16 protein-coding genes are annotated in these 15,079 nt (G+C 58.4%); 6 read left to right on the top strand and 10 right to left on the bottom strand.

The window, feature by feature from the left end:
• Window positions 1-171 precede the first annotated feature (171 nt).
• Window positions 172-1,359, top strand: coding sequence for a C17 cyclopropane fatty acid synthase CfaB (gene cfaB, locus LAB08_RS30035; protein WP_096514147.1), 1,188 nt, complete (start codon window positions 172-174; stop codon window positions 1,357-1,359).
• On the opposite strand, the gene cls is transcribed toward cfaB, so the two are convergent.
• The gene (gene cls / locus LAB08_RS30030) at window positions 1,356-2,795 is read right to left on the bottom strand and encodes a cardiolipin synthase (RefSeq protein WP_096514148.1); all 1,440 of its coding nucleotides are present in this window, start codon (window positions 2,793-2,795) and stop codon (window positions 1,356-1,358) included. The two genes, cfaB and cls, sit on opposite strands and share 4 nt — an antisense overlap.
• A gap of 132 nt (window positions 2,796-2,927) precedes the next feature.
• On the opposite strand from cls, the gene LAB08_RS30025 reads away from it, so the two are divergent.
• Complete coding sequence (locus LAB08_RS30025) at window positions 2,928-3,449, top strand: DUF3617 domain-containing protein (RefSeq protein ID WP_096514149.1); 522 nt, start codon at window positions 2,928-2,930, stop codon at window positions 3,447-3,449.
• A gap of 77 nt (window positions 3,450-3,526) precedes the next feature.
• Here LAB08_RS30025 and LAB08_RS30020 read toward each other — a convergent pair whose 3' ends face one another.
• From LAB08_RS30020 to LAB08_RS30010, 3 genes are all read right to left on the bottom strand, one after another.
• The gene (locus LAB08_RS30020) at window positions 3,527-4,432 is read right to left on the bottom strand and encodes a His/Gly/Thr/Pro-type tRNA ligase C-terminal domain-containing protein (RefSeq protein WP_096514150.1); all 906 of its coding nucleotides are present in this window, start codon (window positions 4,430-4,432) and stop codon (window positions 3,527-3,529) included.
• A 145-nt stretch (window positions 4,433-4,577) separates the two neighbouring features.
• The gene (folE2, locus tag LAB08_RS30015) at window positions 4,578-5,474 is read right to left on the bottom strand and encodes a GTP cyclohydrolase FolE2 (protein WP_096514151.1); all 897 of its coding nucleotides are present in this window, start codon (window positions 5,472-5,474) and stop codon (window positions 4,578-4,580) included.
• 128 nt (window positions 5,475-5,602) lie between these two features.
• Window positions 5,603-5,980: a glutamine synthetase gene (locus LAB08_RS30010; protein WP_096514152.1), complete on the bottom strand. Its 378-nt coding sequence runs from the start codon at window positions 5,978-5,980 to the stop codon at window positions 5,603-5,605.
• Between the two features lie 143 nt (window positions 5,981-6,123).
• Between LAB08_RS30010 and zigA the strand changes: the two genes are divergently transcribed.
• Window positions 6,124-7,329, top strand: a complete 1,206-nt coding sequence (gene zigA / locus LAB08_RS30005) for a zinc metallochaperone GTPase ZigA (RefSeq protein WP_096514153.1) — start codon at window positions 6,124-6,126, stop codon at window positions 7,327-7,329.
• A gap of 24 nt (window positions 7,330-7,353) precedes the next feature.
• Here the strand turns inward: zigA and LAB08_RS30000 are convergent, their stop codons facing one another.
• Window positions 7,354-7,710: an NADH:ubiquinone oxidoreductase gene (locus LAB08_RS30000; protein WP_096514154.1), complete on the bottom strand. Its 357-nt coding sequence runs from the start codon at window positions 7,708-7,710 to the stop codon at window positions 7,354-7,356.
• 26 nt (window positions 7,711-7,736) lie between these two features.
• Here LAB08_RS30000 and LAB08_RS29995 point away from each other — a divergent pair, with 26 nt between their 5' ends.
• Complete coding sequence (locus LAB08_RS29995) at window positions 7,737-8,708, top strand: CobW family GTP-binding protein (RefSeq protein WP_096514155.1); 972 nt, start codon at window positions 7,737-7,739, stop codon at window positions 8,706-8,708.
• Between the two features lie 147 nt (window positions 8,709-8,855).
• Here LAB08_RS29995 and LAB08_RS29990 read toward each other — a convergent pair whose 3' ends face one another.
• The gene (locus LAB08_RS29990; RefSeq protein WP_096514156.1) at window positions 8,856-9,269 is read right to left on the bottom strand and encodes a DUF3301 domain-containing protein; all 414 of its coding nucleotides are present in this window, start codon (window positions 9,267-9,269) and stop codon (window positions 8,856-8,858) included.
• A 119-nt stretch (window positions 9,270-9,388) separates the two neighbouring features.
• On the opposite strand from LAB08_RS29990, the gene pdxY reads away from it, so the two are divergent.
• Complete coding sequence (gene pdxY / locus LAB08_RS29985; protein WP_096514157.1) at window positions 9,389-10,261, top strand: pyridoxal kinase PdxY; 873 nt, start codon at window positions 9,389-9,391, stop codon at window positions 10,259-10,261.
• A 115-nt stretch (window positions 10,262-10,376) separates the two neighbouring features.
• On the opposite strand, the gene LAB08_RS29980 is transcribed toward pdxY, so the two are convergent.
• Window positions 10,377-10,859 (bottom strand): acyl-CoA thioesterase, encoded by a 483-nt coding sequence (locus tag LAB08_RS29980; RefSeq protein WP_096514158.1) that lies wholly within the window; start codon window positions 10,857-10,859, stop codon window positions 10,377-10,379.
• 286 nt (window positions 10,860-11,145) lie between these two features.
• Between LAB08_RS29980 and LAB08_RS29975 the strand changes: the two genes are divergently transcribed.
• Complete coding sequence (locus LAB08_RS29975) at window positions 11,146-12,909, top strand: cation:proton antiporter (protein WP_096514159.1); 1,764 nt, start codon at window positions 11,146-11,148, stop codon at window positions 12,907-12,909.
• 21 nt (window positions 12,910-12,930) lie between these two features.
• On the opposite strand, the gene LAB08_RS29970 is transcribed toward LAB08_RS29975, so the two are convergent.
• From LAB08_RS29970 to LAB08_RS29960, 3 genes are all read right to left on the bottom strand, one after another.
• Window positions 12,931-13,338, bottom strand: coding sequence for an SMI1/KNR4 family protein (locus LAB08_RS29970; RefSeq protein WP_096514160.1), 408 nt, complete (start codon window positions 13,336-13,338; stop codon window positions 12,931-12,933).
• Window positions 13,339-13,472: 134 nt separating this feature from the next.
• Complete coding sequence (locus tag LAB08_RS29965; protein WP_096514161.1) at window positions 13,473-14,351, bottom strand: Tim44 domain-containing protein; 879 nt, start codon at window positions 14,349-14,351, stop codon at window positions 13,473-13,475.
• Window positions 14,352-14,530: 179 nt separating this feature from the next.
• Window positions 14,531-14,971: an EamA family transporter gene (locus LAB08_RS29960; protein WP_096514162.1), complete on the bottom strand. Its 441-nt coding sequence runs from the start codon at window positions 14,969-14,971 to the stop codon at window positions 14,531-14,533.
• Window positions 14,972-15,079 lie beyond the last annotated feature (108 nt).

Below are 15,079 nucleotides of genomic sequence, written 5' to 3'. Positions count from 1 at the left end.
AACTGTGCGTCGAATCTGTAGTCATTTAGGGTAAGAGCGATCATTTCTGTGAATTCACGGCGATTTTCCGGTGCGATAACTTCATGGAAATCCGCTATTAAATCGGTAGGAAGCTATTTTTCAAGGATGGTCTAACCTCTCAGCAGACGTCTGAAACAAGGGGGATTATCCATGCTCGCGCAACTTCCACCGGCCTTACAGAATCTGCAGTTACCGCTACGCCTGCGACTCTGGGACGGCCATGAATTCAATCTGGGGCCGACGCCCAGCGTCACGATTGTGGTCAAGGACCCGAAAATGGTTACCCAGCTCACCAAACCCAGCCTCAATGCGCTCGGGGCGGCGTTTGTCGAAGGAAAACTTGAGCTGGAAGGTTCCATCAGCGACGTGATCCGCGTCTGCGATGAATGGAGCCAGGCACTGGTGGACGAAGACGATGGTGGTGAGACGATCCGCACCGCGCATGACAAGGAAACAGACGCCAAAGCGATCTCGTATCACTACGACCTTTCCAACGCCTTCTATCAGCTATGGCTCGACAGCGACATGGCTTATTCCTGCGCTTATTTCGAGACCGGCAGCGAAACCCTGGAGCAGGCCCAGCAAGCCAAGTTCCGTCATCTATGCCGCAAGTTGCGCCTGCAACCTGGCGAGTATTTGCTGGATGTTGGCTGCGGTTGGGGCGGGTTGGCGCGGTATGCGGCCCGTGAGTTCGGCGCGAAGGTATTTGGCATTACCCTCAGTAAAGAGCAGCTTGCCCTGGCGAGGGAACGGGTGAAGGAAGAAGGTCTGGAAGACATGATCGAGCTGCAGTTGCTCGACTACCGTGACCTGCCTCAGGATGGCCGTTTCGATAAGGTTGTGAGTGTCGGCATGTTCGAACACGTCGGTCATGCAAACTTGGCCGAGTACTGCAAAACCCTGTTCGGTGCGGTGAAAGAGGGCGGCCTGGTGATGAACCACGGGATCACCGCCAAGTACACCGATGGCCGTCCGGTGGGGCGCGGTGCGGGTGAATTCATCGAGACGTATGTGTTCCCCAACGGCGAGTTGCCGCACCTGTCCATGATCTCTGCCGAGATCAGCGAAGCAGGGCTTGAAATCGTCGATGTCGAGAGCCTGCGCCTGCACTATGCTCGCACTCTGGATCACTGGAGCGAGCGCCTGGAAGACAACCTCGAGGCCGCCGCGAAACTGGTGCCGGAACAAGCGTTGCGGATCTGGCGCCTGTACCTGGCGGGCTGCGCCTATGCGTTCGCCAGGGGCTGGATCAACCTGCACCAGATCCTGGCGGTCAAGGCGCACCCCGATGGCAGCCATGAACTGCCGTGGACACGGGACGACATTTACAACCCTTAAAGTATCGGCGAAATGAGCCGGGCGATCCGCATGCCAAGCTGTCGCAGGCGTGCGGTTTCCCGGCCTTCTTCTTTAGCGATTTCGTGAGCCTGGGCGAAGTCATCGTTGAGCATCTGCTCCACCTTGCCGGCAAACACGCTGTCGACGGTCAGCAACATCACTTCGAAATTCAACCGGAACGAACGGTTGTCCATGTTGGCACTGCCAATAGCGCTGATTTCGGTGTCGATCAATACCACCTTCTGATGCAGGAAACCGGGCTCGTAGCGGAACACCCGCACGCCCGCGCGCACCGCTTCAAAGGCATACAGGCTCGAGGCCGCGTAGACGATACGATGATCGGGCCGTGATGGCAGGAGAATCCGTACATCGACACCCCGCAACACCGCCAGGCGCAAGGCGGCGAAAACCGCCTCATCAGGAATGAAGTACGGGCTGGTGATCCAGACCCGCTCGGTCGCCGCGTGGATGGCTTCGACAAAGAACAGCGAGCAGGTCTCGTAGGAGTCCGCCGGTCCGCTGGCGAGCATTTGGCACAGTACGCCGTCGTCCGGATACACCTGCGGCAGAATCATGGGGGGCAACTTACGGGCCGCCCAGAACCAGTCTTCGGCGAAGGATTCCTGCATGCAGGCCACCACTGGCCCGCGTACTTGCACATGGGTATCGCGCCAGGGCGCCAGGGGCGGTTTCTCGCCCATGTATTCGTCGCCTACATTGTGCCCACCGACAAAGCCGAGAATGCCATCGACCACCACGATCTTGCGATGGTTGCGGAAATTGACCTGAAAGCGGTTGAGCCAACCGCTACGGGTTGCGAAAGCCTTGACCTCGACGCCGCCATCGCGCAACGCCTGCACGTACTGGTGGGGCAGAGAGTGGCTGCCGATCCGGTCATACAGCAGATAGACCGCCACGCCTTCGGCGGCTTTCTCCAGCAGCAGGTTATGCAGGCGCTGGCCCAGACGGTCGTCATGAATGATGAAAAACTGGATCAGCACCGCTTCTTTGGCCTGGCGGATGGCGTTGAAGATCGCATCGAAGGTGGCGCGGCCATTGATCAGCAATTTCACTTCGTTGTTTGCCAGGCAGGGCATGCGACCCAGTTTCGGCATTGCCCGCAGCGATGCATAGGCACTGGAAGCGCGGGCGGTGAGCGCTTCTTCGACCCAGGGCCGCCAGTTCAGCTCGGAGATGGCCTTGCGCATTTCTTCGTTCGCCTGGCGTCGCGCCTTGATGTAACCGTCGAAGGTGCTCCGACCGAATACCAGATAGGGGATGAGTGTCAGGTAGGGCATGAAGACCAGTGACAAGGCCCAGGCGATCGAGCCTTGGGCGGTTCGAACGGTCAATACGGCATGGATCGCTGCGATCGTACCCAAGGAGTGCAGCAATGCGACTGTGTAGCCAAAGATATGGGGGCCAAAATAATCCATGGGGGCAGCCTTGCTCCTGAAGATTCAATGCCTAACAGACCATGTTCCGGGCAGAATGTCGCTATTTAATTGGCCCATGAACCGAAGCCGGTGGCTGACGTCTAACGGCCACTACTGATCAGGAGTTACACGATGAATGTTCGTCTGCTGGGTTTGGCCATTACGTTGGGTTTGGCACTTCCTGTGGCCGCTCAGGCGCAGATGCTGCAACCAGGTTTGTGGGAATTGACCACCAGCAACATGAAGGTCGATGACCAGAATATGCCGGATCTGCAACTGATCCTCGGGCAGCTACAAAGCCAGATGACCCCTGAACAGCGTGCGCAGCTGGAAAAACAGGGCATCACCATGGGTGGCAAAGGGATTCGCGCGTGCCTGACGCCGGAGCAGGTCAAGACCGACGACATCCCGCTGACTGACCCGCAATCCGGCTGCAAGCAGCAAATTACCGACCGAACCGGCAACCAGTGGAAATTCCGCTTCAGTTGCCCGAAAGCGCAGGGTGCGGGGGTGGCCACCTTCCTCAGTGACCGTGAGTTCACCACCAAGGTCAACGGCACGTTCAATGCCACTGGCATTCAGCAAAAGGGTAGCCTCGAGAGTCGCGCCGTGTGGCTGGGGCAGGATTGCGGTACCGTTAAGCCAAGAGCTTAAAAGCTTCGCGGGCAAGCCTCGCTCCTATGGATTGCTATAGTCCTGCAGGAGCGGAGCCGGCCCGCGAAGGCGTCTGTTCAGACACCCGCCATCCAGGACTGACCCAACCACTCACACATCGCCTCAACCCCCATCCTGCCGAAATCTTCCCCGCTGCGACCGCGAACACTGACAAAGTCGCCAGCCTGTTCCTTCTCTCCGACTACCACCAGGTACGGCACTGTCTGGCTGTGATGGCGAATCTTACAGTGGACTTTCTCGTTTCGCAGATCAGCAAGGGCTCGCACGCCACTGCGGCGCAGGCGCTCAGTGACCGCGTGTGCATAGCTTGTCTGACGATCATCCATGCTCACGACCACTACGAGGGGCGGCAGGCGCCACTGCTGCAGCTCCTGGTGGCTGGACCAGCATGTGCCGTAGATGCGTTGCTGCAAGGTCCCGCTGACGTGATCGAGGGCAAATGCCTGCAATACCCTGGTGGTGGGAACATGCGGACCCGTCGTCAAATATTCGGTGTCACCGAGGCGGTACAGTGACAGAGACTCGGGTGGTGCCGATGGAGAGGGCGTCGAGCTGCGACGGATCGAATGGTTGGTGGCCGCCAGCGATTGCATCCGTGCTTCGATCAGTGGCAGGTCTGTCGTCGTCAGAGGGCGCTCGACAGCAAACTCGCAATAGAACCCGTCACCCAATGCCGAGCCCGTTCGCAATTGGGCATGGGCATGGAGTTGCTTGACCGCCATCGCCAGCATCAGCGAGCAGGAGCGACGGAGGATCTCCAGCCCGTCGGGTTCCTGCGGCGTCACGATGCTGATCCGGGCATTGGTCCTGATCATGAATTCACAGTCCACCAGTTCGCCATCCACCCGACCCGCTACCGCTGCGTTGGCCAGCCCGGGGCCAATACTCGCGGCAACTTCATGTACGGACAGCGGCTGGTCGTACTCACGCAATGAACCATCGGGCAGGGTGATCTGGATCATGGTTATTGTTCTCGGGTGCTTCGATCACACACGCTAGCGCATCAACATTAGAGGCAAACCCAGGTCGTTGTCATGTAGACCTTTGTCGTGCCGCATCCGGGGGATCGGCACGGCGACGTCGGTGGCCGTAACGCCCGACAACGGATCATGCGGCCTCCCAGTTCCAGCGACTTTCGGCGACGGCGTCATGGGCGTGGAGGCTTTCGGCATGAACGACACGTATGTGAAAACCGTTGATGCCGGGTGAGCGTTTCAGGGCCAGGTTCAAGCGTCGTGCGGCGTCTTCGCAGAACATCAGGTTCTGGCCATTGGCCAATGCGAAGGCTTGTTCGTCAGCGCGTTTCACCGCCGTTTGCACCGCAGTACCGAGGGCGGCTTCGGCGTCATTGATCAGAGCGATCAGCGGCAGGGCATCCAGATAGTCATCCAGGCTCAGGCGTAACTGCGCGGTGCTGCGCTGACTGTGCGGTGTCGCAACGATGCCTCTGGAGGAGCCGAGCCAGGCCAACACGTCGGCGTGCTGGAGAGTTCTGTTGGCGAAATCATCGACAAATTGCTGTTGGATCAGTTGTCGTGAAAGCGCCGCTGAACAGGGGCACGTAGAGGAATAAGACACCTCTGTTTTTAGTTCCACGTGGAACATCGCGTTTTTCAAACTGGCCTCGATGCTGACGGGATAGGTTTTCCAGCCGGCCAAGGGACTGATCATTGCGGGTCTATTCAGCAGAAAATCCGTGTGAATGTTCAGGTACGCGTTGTTTGACAGCCCCTCATGGCTGCTCAGGAAACTCAACAGAACTCGCCGGAGCAGATCGGGCGAAAGGGGCTGCTGCTCGAGTAATTCCAACGCCAGATAGAGTCGCGACATATGAATACCGCGTGCCTCGCCGTTATCGAGACTTACCCCGGCGTCGACTGTTGCAGTCAGTCGTGTGCTGTCAAACAAAACAGGAAGAGCAATGCCGCACATGCCAACCCACTCCAGTGGCAAGGCTTGGCTTGAGGCCTGCGAGGCAACATCCGGCAGAGTTAGCGCATTCATGAGCAGGTCCATCGAGGGAGTTGATTTAATATGTTATACTATAACAATAAAATCAACGACGCTTTTTTCTTGAGCAGGCTTTAATCAGCCAGGGTGAGGTCCTTCTTTAGTTGATCTGGCCAGCGGGGTTAACAGCCGGCAATCCGGTTACAGGTAAATTTGCCGCTACTGCCACCGGAGCTGGAAAACCGATTGATCGTGGTCCAGCCAACGCGCCGGTTGTAACCGACCCACGCTTCACCGTCAGAGGCGATTCCGGTGAAAAACGTCAGTTGGCCATAGCGGCTGTTGGTCTGTGCCCAGAAACGCTTTCCAGCTGCTTCGAAGCCTCGCAAATACATCGTGCTGCCCGCGGTATTGACGCTGTAGGCATTGCCTTCGCCATCCACGCAGGCCAGCAGGTTGGCGCTGCGGGTGCAATTGGCCAGAGTCGGGATCTGCGCGCTGGCATCCACTGCAACCAGCAGTGAAACGCCCAGTAGCACGAATTTCAGGGGATAACGCATAGCATTTCTCACCAACAGGAGACGGCTTCCAGCATCGTTCCCTTTGTCGTTGTGGGCAACAGGGAGTGGCTTGGTTGTATTGTTATACTATAACATCTAATCAAGCCCGACGATTTGACCGGGCACCCTGTGAGGAATATCTGATGCCCAATCGTCTCCCCGTTACCGTTCTGTCGGGCTTTTTAGGGGCTGGAAAGAGTACACTTTTGAATTACGTACTACGTAATAGAAGTAATCTGCGGGTTGCTGTCATCGTCAACGATATGAGTGAAATCAACATCGACGGCAGCGAAGTCCAACGCGATGTCAGCCTCAATCGTGCAGAAGAAAAACTCGTGGAAATGAGCAACGGCTGCATTTGCTGCACCCTGCGCGAAGATCTGCTGGAGGAGGTGAGTCAGCTCGCCCGGGACGGTCGTTTTGATTATCTATTGATCGAATCCACGGGTATTTCCGAGCCACTGCCCGTGGCGGAAACCTTCACTTTCCGCGATGAAAACGGCCAGAGCCTCAGCGACATCGCCAGGCTCGACACCCTGGTGACGGTGGTCGATGGCGTGAATTTCCTGCTCGATTATCAGGCCGCCGAAAGCCTTGCTTCCCGAGGTGAAACCCTGGGCGAAGAGGATGAGCGCTCAATTACCGATCTGTTGATCGAGCAGATCGAATTCGCCGACGTGATCCTGATCAGCAAAATCGATTTGATCAGCAGCCGTGAACGCCAGGAGCTGATGGCAATCCTCGAACGACTCAATGCACAGGCTGAAATCATCCCGATGGTCATGGGCGAAGTGCCGTTGGAGAAAATTCTCAATACCGGCCGCTTCAACTTCGAGAAAGCTGCGCAGGCGCCGGGATGGTTGCAGGAGCTGCGCGGCGAACACATACCGGAAACCGAGGAGTACGGCATTGCTTCCGGCGCCTATCGCGCGCGTCGTCCCTTTCATCCGCAGCGCTTCTTCAGCTTCATCGACCGCCCTTGGCTCAATGGCAGGTTGCTGCGTTCCAAAGGCTTTTTCTGGCTGGCGAGCAAACACATGGACGCCGGTAGCTGGTCCCAGGCCGGTGGGTTGATGCGGCATGGGTATGCCGGGCGCTGGTGGCGTTTTGTGCCGAAGAATCAGTGGCCGCAAGACGAAGAAAGCACCGCCTTCATCATGAAAAACTGGGCCGCCGTCACCGGTGACTGCCGTCAGGAACTGGTGTTCATCGGCCAGAACATCGATTTTGCGCAACTCACTGCCGAGCTCGACGATTGCTTGCTGACCGATGATGAAATGGCGATGGGTGAAGAGGGCTGGCAATGGCTGCCGGATCCGTTCGGCCCGTGGTTTGATGAGGCCGCCTGACACATCACTGGCTGACTTTGCGGTTCAAGGTTTGAGCCAGGTTCCCTGGCTCTGGGCTTCGCAAAACGGCTTCAGATACGCCGTATCCGTGGCTACGCCATAATAGTGAATATCTTGCCGGTAAGGCATATTGGCAACCTGGGCGTTGCTGCACACGCCGAATGCCCCGCCGGGGCATTGATCGACGTATTGCACCTCGACTTTCTGCCCGACCAGGTTTGGCTGGCAGAAACCATCGGCGAACAATTTTTCCGGGATGTTGCGGTTCTGCTGACAGACTTTCACGTCAAGCCGCTCCGCCTGGCTATGGACGACGCAGGCTTGGGCCAGCGCCTCGCCGCAAACAAGCGCTAGCAGTAACGACAATCCCATCCACCGCATCTTTATCTCCTCAGAAATCCTCGATCATGTTGCAGAACATTCCCACCCATGTCATTGCCGGTCCGTTGGGGGCGGGCAAGACCAGCCTGATCAAGCACCTGCTGGCGCAACGCCCGGACGGTGAGCGCTGGGCGGTATTGATCAACGAGTTCGGCCAAATCGGCCTGGACGCTGCGCTGCTCACCCGCGATACCGATGGTATCGCACTGGGGGAAGTGGCCGGGGGGTGTTTGTGTTGCGTCAACGGCGCGCCGTTTCAGATCGGGCTTGGCCGATTGCTGCGCAAGGCGCGGCCGGACCGCCTGTTCATCGAGCCGTCCGGGCTGGGGCATCCGGTGCAGTTGCTCAGGCAATTGAGTGAAGCGCCCTGGCAAGGTGTACTAAGCGTACTGCCTTGTGTACTGGTGCTGGACGCTCAGGCGCTCGCGGCCGGCAAGACGCTGCCGCAGGCACAACAGGAAGCGTTGAACGGTGCCGGACTGCTGTTGCTGAACAAATCGGAAAACCTCAATGAGGCCGATCGCCAGCGCCTCGCCATGCAGCTACCGGAGCGTCCGTTGTATTGGACGCAACAAGCGACGTTACCGTTGAGCGAATTACCCGGTTTGGCCGCGCGGGGCGTGGCGGGTGTGGATAACCTGGTCGTGCCCAAGGGACTGGCACAGGTCCCGGCAATCTGGACTGATCCGACACAGCCGATCTGCTTGAGTCAGGAACAGCAGGGCGGCTGGAGCATTGGCTGGCGCTGGCATCCGAGCCAGATATTCGATGCGGTGCTTGTTGCCCGATGGCTTGGAAGTCTTGCCTGGCTGCGGGCGAAACTGGTTATCCACAGTGTCGATGGGTGGATATCGGCGAATGCAGTGGATAACTCGAAGGTTGAATGGCAGCCGAGTGAGTGGCGGCAGGATTCGCGGCTTGAACTGATTTTCAGTGAGCCGCAGGAGGTTGATTCACTGCGTAACGGTTTGGCGGGATGCAGGGTTCAGTCGAGCTAGCGGGTTTGCGTGTTGATGCTGAAGGCCTCTTCGCGAGCAAGCCCGCTCCCACAGTGGATCCCCTGTGAACACAAAATGTGTGCCCGACAGGGGTTAAGTGCGGGAGCGGGCTTGCCCACGAATGGATTTAACGGATGACCTCCATTGTCATGGCCGCCATTTGTTATGTTCCTGCCGCCAATGGCTCAGCTCGATCACATTGGCGCTTGGCTTGACCACATCGGCGACGGGAGGTGTTTCGTCGAACGGCATCGGGTAGGGCGCCAGCTCGATCTGCGCACTGTGGGGGCCGAACTGGGTGATGGTGCCGTTATGCCGGGTTTCGCCGGTCACGGTGAATTCGAAGTCATACACACGGGCCAGGCGCCGCCGACCGCTGGCATCCTTGATGAATGCGATTTTTTTCAGCGCCACGTTACCATCCAGCAGCTCGATTCCGAGGTTGCTGCAATGCTGCTTGACCCGCTCCAGCGCACGTTCACGCAATCCGTGGTTGTGCCACAGCCAGGCGCCAGCAGTGGCCAGCAGCATCAGCACGAATATATTTCCAAGGGTCAGCATCGACAGGGCGCTCCAACTAGAGAGTGTCAGCTTAACTGCGTCGCCGGTCTGTCGTACAGGCTGTGTTTAGTCGCATACTGCGCTGCTTGAATTTCAATCGTTTTACGGAAACTCACCGCATGAAACGTACGCCCCATTTGCTCGCTATCCAGTCCCACGTGGTGTTTGGTCACGCTGGCAACAGTGCCGCAGTTTTCCCGATGCAGCGGGTCGGTGTGAATGTCTGGCCGCTCAACACCGTGCAGTTCTCCAACCATACCCAATACGGCCAATGGGCCGGCGACGTGCTGGCCCCGCACCAGATTCCTGACCTGGTGGAAGGCATCGCGGCCATTGGCGAGCTGGGCAATTGCGATGCGGTGTTGTCGGGCTACCTCGGTAGCGCGGCCCAGGGTCGTGCCATCCTCACGGGTGTGGCGCGGATCAAGTCGATGAACCCCAAGGCGTTGTACCTGTGTGACCCGGTAATGGGCCATCCGGAAAAGGGCTGCAGCGTACCGGCGGAAGTCAGCGATTTCCTGCTGGAGGAGGCCGCCGCGGTGGCCGACTTCATGTGCCCGAATCAATTGGAGCTCGACAGTTTCTCCGGGCGCAAGCCACAGTCACTGTTCGATTGCCTGGCAATGGCGCGGGCGCTCTTGGCGCGCGGGCCCAAAGCGGTGCTGGTCAAACATCTGGACTACCCGGGTAAAACACCGGACGTCTTCGAAATGCTGCTGGTGACAGCCGAAGGCAGCTGGCATCTGCAACGTCCACTGCTGGCGTTTCCGCGTCAGCCGGTGGGCGTTGGTGACCTGACTTCTGGATTGTTTCTCGCGCGCGTGCTGCTGGGGGACAGCCTGGTGGCCGCTTTTGAATTCGCGGCGTCGGCGGTGCATGAGGTGTTGCTGGAAACCCAGGCCTGCGCCAGCTACGAGCTGGAACTGGTGCGGGCGCAGGACCGGATTGCCCATCCGCGGGTGCGGTTCGAAGCGACCTCGATCAGCCTCTAAAAGCTTCGCGGGCAAGCCTCGCTCCTGCAATGTTGAGTCGTTCGCATGTCTGGTGTGCGACCCGCTAATGCAGGAGCGAGGCTTGCCCGCGAAAGCGATCTAACGATCGAACGCGTCAGGCATCGCCCTTGATTTCCTGATACCGCTTTTCCAGCTCCTGGCGAATCTGACGACGCTGCTGGGCCTGGATGTAGCGGCGTTTGCTTTCGCTGTTGTCCGGTTGCAGAGGTGGCACCGGGGCGGGTTTACGCTGGTCATCCACCGCGACCATGGTGAAGAAGCAACTATTGGTGTGGCGCACCGAGCGCTCACGGATGTTCTCGGTCACCACCTTGATGCCCACCTCCATCGAGGTATTCCCGGTGTAGTTGACCGAAGCCAGAAAGGTCACCAGTTCGCCGACATGGATCGGCTCACGGAAAATCACCTGGTCTACCGACAGGGTCACCACGTAGCGGCCGGCATAGCGGCTGGCGCAGGCGTAGGCGACTTCGTCGAGGTACTTGAGCAGGGTACCGCCGTGAACATTGCCAGAGAAGTTGGCCATGTCGGGGGTCATCAATACCGTCATCGACAGCTGGGCGTTTCCGGGTTCCATAGCATTCTCACGGATCAAGGCAAGGTTTGAGGGACGCACCTCTGCGGGTGCCCGCGTGGTTTTTTCAAACCAACAGTTATCGGGACGCCAGGCGGGGAGCCGCCGTCACGCCGGATCGATCTGTTTCCATATATTGCACCGCCTTTCTGCTGGAAGTCGCGGTGTTACCCTGCAAAAGCCCATCCCAAAGGGAAAACTCCTACGCGGAAAGCGGATTTTTTACTCTGTTTGAATGGACGTTTTCCGCATCTGCGATTGTGCGAAGCCACCCAAGGAGCGACATACCATGCATGCCATCAGTTTTATTCAGGATCTGGCAGTGATCATGTTGGTCGCAGGTGTGGTGACCGTGCTTTTCCACCGCTTCAAACAGCCGGTGGTGCTGGGCTACATCGTCGCCGGCTTTATCATCGGCCCGCACACCCCGCCGTTCGGCCTGATTCACGACGAAGAGACCATCAAGACCCTGGCGGAGCTCGGGGTGATTTTCCTGATGTTCTGCCTGGGCCTGGAGTTCAGCCTGCGCAAACTGTTCAAGGTCGGCGCCACGGCGTTTATCGCAGCGTTCCTGGAAATCGTGCTAATGATCTGGATCGGCTACGAAATCGGCCGCTGGTTCGACTGGAACACCATGGACTCGCTGTTCCTCGGCGCGATCCTGGCGATTTCCTCGACCACCATCATCGTCAAGGCACTCAACGATCTGAAGATGAAGAACCAGCGCTTTGCCCAGCTGATTTTTGGTGTGTTGATCGTTGAAGACATCCTGGGCATCGGCATCATCGCCTTGCTGTCGAGCATTGCGGTCAGTGGCACGGTCAGCTCAGGCGAAGTGTTTTCCACCGTCGGCAAGCTCTCGCTGTTCATGATCGTCGCGCTGGTGATCGGCATTTTGCTGGTGCCGCGATTGCTGGCCTATGTGGCCAGGTTCGAAAGCAACGAAATGTTGCTGATTACGGTGCTGGGGCTCTGTTTTGGCTTCTGTCTGCTGGTGGTCAAGCTCGAATACAGCATGGTGCTCGGCGCATTCCTGATTGGCGCGATCATGGCCGAATCCCGGCAGTTGCTTAAGATCGAGCGCCTGATCGAGCCGGTTCGCGATTTGTTCAGCGCCATTTTCTTCGTGGCGATCGGCTTGATGCTCGACCCGATGATCCTGTTGCAATACGCCTGGCCAATCGCAGTGATCACGGTAGCGGTGGTGCTCGGCAAGATGTTGTCTTGCGGTCTCGGTGCCTTTATCGCCGGCAATGATGGACGCACCTCGCTGCGCGTCGGGATGGGGCTTTCGCAGATTGGCGAATTTTCCTTCATCATCGCCTCGCTGGGCATGACCCTGCAGGTTACCAGTGACTTCCTTTACCCGGTGGCCGTGGCGGTTTCGGTGCTCACCACGTTGCTGACACCCTATTTGATCCGCGCGGCGGACCCATTGTCGATCAAGTTGGCTGCGGTGATGCCGCAGCGACTGGGCCGGGTGTTGGGGATGTATGGCGAATGGCTGCGCAGCATCCAGCCGCAGGGCGAAGGCGCATTGCTGGCCTCGATGATTCGACGGATTTTGCTGCAAGTAGGGGTCAACCTGGCGTTGGTGATCGCCATCTTCTTCGCGGGTGCTTACTTCGCCGAACGCTTGTCCGCTTACCTGCAAGGCTGGATCAGTGACCCGAGTTGGCAGAAAGCCTTGATCTGGGGCGGGGCGCTGTTGCTCTCGCTTCCGTTCTTGATTGCTGCGTATCGCAAGCTCAAGGCGCTGTCGATGCTGCTGGCGGAAATGGGGGTCAAGCCGCAGATGGCCGGGCGCCACACGCAACGAGTGCGCCGGGTGATCTCCGAAGTGATCCCGATCCTCTCGCTGCTGGTGATTTTCCTGCTATTGGCAGCCTTGTCGGCCAGTATTCTGCCGACCAACAAGTTGCTGGTGCTGATCGCCGTGGTGGCGGCCGCCGTGGCTGCACTGTTGTGGCGCTGGTTTATCCGCGTCCACACGCGCATGCAGGTGGCGTTGCTGGATACCCTGGACAATCACAAGGATTCGCCAGGGCACTGACCCGGTGGGTCGTCAGTTGACTCAGCTTTCCAGCCAGACGTCCCGCGCCCAGTGCCACACCGACTCCCAGGTTTCTTCGGTGACCAGTTCTTCCTCGGCGGACCACAACACCACGGTGCCGTCTTCTTCGACGCAATAGTAGTTGTCACCGTCCTGGCAGATCGGGATCAGGCTGCGGTCGACACCGGCGTCCCAGGCGTTGGCGGCAACGTCCGGCAGGTAGGTGTGGGATTGCGGGTCGGTAACTGTCACCGGCTCCAGACTGCCGTAGACCACGTCGCTGACGGTCAGCAAAAACTCTCTGAAGACGAAGGGGATGTCGATGAACAGTTGCTCTTCGATTTCGACCAGCAGATCTTCGTCGGGCAACTCCAAGGGGACCGGTACCGGTTCGTTGGCTTCACGCAGTTGTTCGATGATTTCTTCCACGTCCGGGATCCTCTTGCTTGAATGGCGCGGTTTATATGGGGCGGTTTATACAGTAGCTTGCTATAGATGCAACCGCGAAATAGAAAACCCCGGCAAGCCGGGGTTTTTTATAACGAATCGTGCGTGGAGGGTGATTAGCCGTTCTGGCGGATACCTGCCACCAGCCAAGGCTGGTTTTCGCCCTGGGCACGTTCCATGTTCCAGCTTTCACTGAACACTTCGCCCTGGTCGAAACGCGAGGTTTTCGACACGCCGCTGAAGGTCAGGGTGGCGATGGTCTTGTCGGCGCGATCATCCACACCATCCAGCTGCACATTGAGGTTATCAATGTAGGTGGACTGGAAGCCGTCGCCCAGATCGGCACGTTCGCGCTTGAGGAATTCCAGCATTTGCGGAGTGACGAACTCGGCAATCTTGTCCATTTCGTTGGCGTCCCAGTGTTGTTGCAGGGACTGGAAGTGATTGCGTGCCGCTTCGACGAAGTTACTTTCGTTGAACCAGGCTGGCGCATTGATTACCGGACGGGCGGCAACGGGTGCAGCCGAACCGCCGAAAATCGAACCGCCGGCAGGCTTTTGTTCGAACGCTTCACGCTGCATCGGTGCGTGGCCAGCCGGGGCATATTGCTCCTGATGCTTGCGACGACGGGCGGCGATGAAGCGGAAGATCAGGAACGCGATGACGGCCATGATCAGGATGTCGAAGATCTGCATGCCCTGGAAGCCGCCACCCATGAACATGGATGCCAGCAAGCCACCGGCGGCGATGCCGGCCAGAGGGCCGAGCCAGCGCGAAGCACCGCCGGCCTTGGCAGCGGCGCCAGCGGCACCGGCAGCACCAGCGGTCGCCGCAGCGCCGCCCATGCCTGGAGAAGATGGAGCCATCTGGCTGGTCTGGTGAGTCGGCGCAGCGCCTGCGCTTTTGCCACCACCGAAGCGCTTGGCGGCATTGACGTCGAGACTCATCGTCAGGCCGATGCACAACGCCATGGCGATGCTAAGAAAACGTTTCATAAAGGGAATTCCCATTTGTGGAAGGCACGCGCGCCATGTTGCACAGCTGAAGTGTTACTGGCTAGCGGCAGAGTGTTTCGGGCTTTTGCCTGACAGGTTCGGTTCAGCTTCGGTCAGCGCAATAAGGCTTGTTCACTTTGGTCTGTAGGATAAGTGGGTAAGTTCTGTAGGAGGGATACCTAGCGTCGCAGCGCCAGCATCACCACCCCGGCCGTGATCAGACCGATCCCGCCCCATTGGCGCAGGTCGAGTTTTTCACCCAGCAGGAACACGCCGAGCATAGCCACCAGTACCACGCTGAGTTTATCCACTGGAGCGACCAGGGACGCAGGGCCGACTTTAAGGGCGCGGAAGTAGCAAATCCACGATGCGCCGGTGGCCAGCCCAGATAACAGCAGGAACAGATAGCTTTTGGCAGAGATCGATCCTAATGCTTGATATTGGCCCGTGGCGTACAAAATCAAGGCCAGGCTGACCAGGACCACTACCGTTCGCAGCAGGGTGGCGAAATCCGAATTGACGTTTTCGACACCAATCTTCGCGAAAATAGCGGTCAACGCCGCGAATGCAGCTGACAACAGGGCCCAGAATGTCCAAGAAGAGAAAAAGCCCGAGCCCATGATTTTTCCTTAATTAAGACGAACCTGTGGGAGCGAGCTTGCTCGCGATAGCCACGCCACGGTTTCCAGATAGTCCGGGGCGCTTTCATTCGCGAGCAGGCTCGCTCC

The sequence above is a fragment of the Pseudomonas izuensis genome (assembly GCF_002356535.2).
Taxonomy (GTDB): Bacteria; Pseudomonadota; Gammaproteobacteria; order Pseudomonadales; family Pseudomonadaceae; genus Aquipseudomonas; species Aquipseudomonas izuensis.
The sequence above is the reverse complement of the archived record's forward strand: the minus strand, read 5'-3'. Positions and strand labels throughout refer to the sequence as shown.

Coding starts and splice junctions, on each gene's coding strand:
- cfaB (WP_096514147.1), top strand. CDS start 172: ATGCTCGCGCAACTTCCACCGGCCTTACAGAATCTGCAGTTACCGCTA.
- cls (WP_096514148.1), bottom strand. CDS start 2,795: ATGGATTATTTTGGCCCCCATATCTTTGGCTACACAGTCGCATTGCTG.
- LAB08_RS30025 (WP_096514149.1), top strand. CDS start 2,928: ATGAATGTTCGTCTGCTGGGTTTGGCCATTACGTTGGGTTTGGCACTT.
- LAB08_RS30020 (WP_096514150.1), bottom strand. CDS start 4,432: ATGATCCAGATCACCCTGCCCGATGGTTCATTGCGTGAGTACGACCAG.
- folE2 (WP_096514151.1), bottom strand. CDS start 5,474: ATGAATGCGCTAACTCTGCCGGATGTTGCCTCGCAGGCCTCAAGCCAA.
- LAB08_RS30010 (WP_096514152.1), bottom strand. CDS start 5,980: ATGCGTTATCCCCTGAAATTCGTGCTACTGGGCGTTTCACTGCTGGTT.
- zigA (WP_096514153.1), top strand. CDS start 6,124: ATGCCCAATCGTCTCCCCGTTACCGTTCTGTCGGGCTTTTTAGGGGCT.
- LAB08_RS30000 (WP_096514154.1), bottom strand. CDS start 7,710: ATGCGGTGGATGGGATTGTCGTTACTGCTAGCGCTTGTTTGCGGCGAG.
- LAB08_RS29995 (WP_096514155.1), top strand. CDS start 7,737: ATGTTGCAGAACATTCCCACCCATGTCATTGCCGGTCCGTTGGGGGCG.
- LAB08_RS29990 (WP_096514156.1), bottom strand. CDS start 9,269: ATGCTGACCCTTGGAAATATATTCGTGCTGATGCTGCTGGCCACTGCT.
- pdxY (WP_096514157.1), top strand. CDS start 9,389: ATGAAACGTACGCCCCATTTGCTCGCTATCCAGTCCCACGTGGTGTTT.
- LAB08_RS29980 (WP_096514158.1), bottom strand. CDS start 10,859: ATGGAACCCGGAAACGCCCAGCTGTCGATGACGGTATTGATGACCCCC.
- LAB08_RS29975 (WP_096514159.1), top strand. CDS start 11,146: ATGCATGCCATCAGTTTTATTCAGGATCTGGCAGTGATCATGTTGGTC.
- LAB08_RS29965 (WP_096514161.1), bottom strand. CDS start 14,351: ATGAAACGTTTTCTTAGCATCGCCATGGCGTTGTGCATCGGCCTGACG.
- LAB08_RS29960 (WP_096514162.1), bottom strand. CDS start 14,971: ATGGGCTCGGGCTTTTTCTCTTCTTGGACATTCTGGGCCCTGTTGTCA.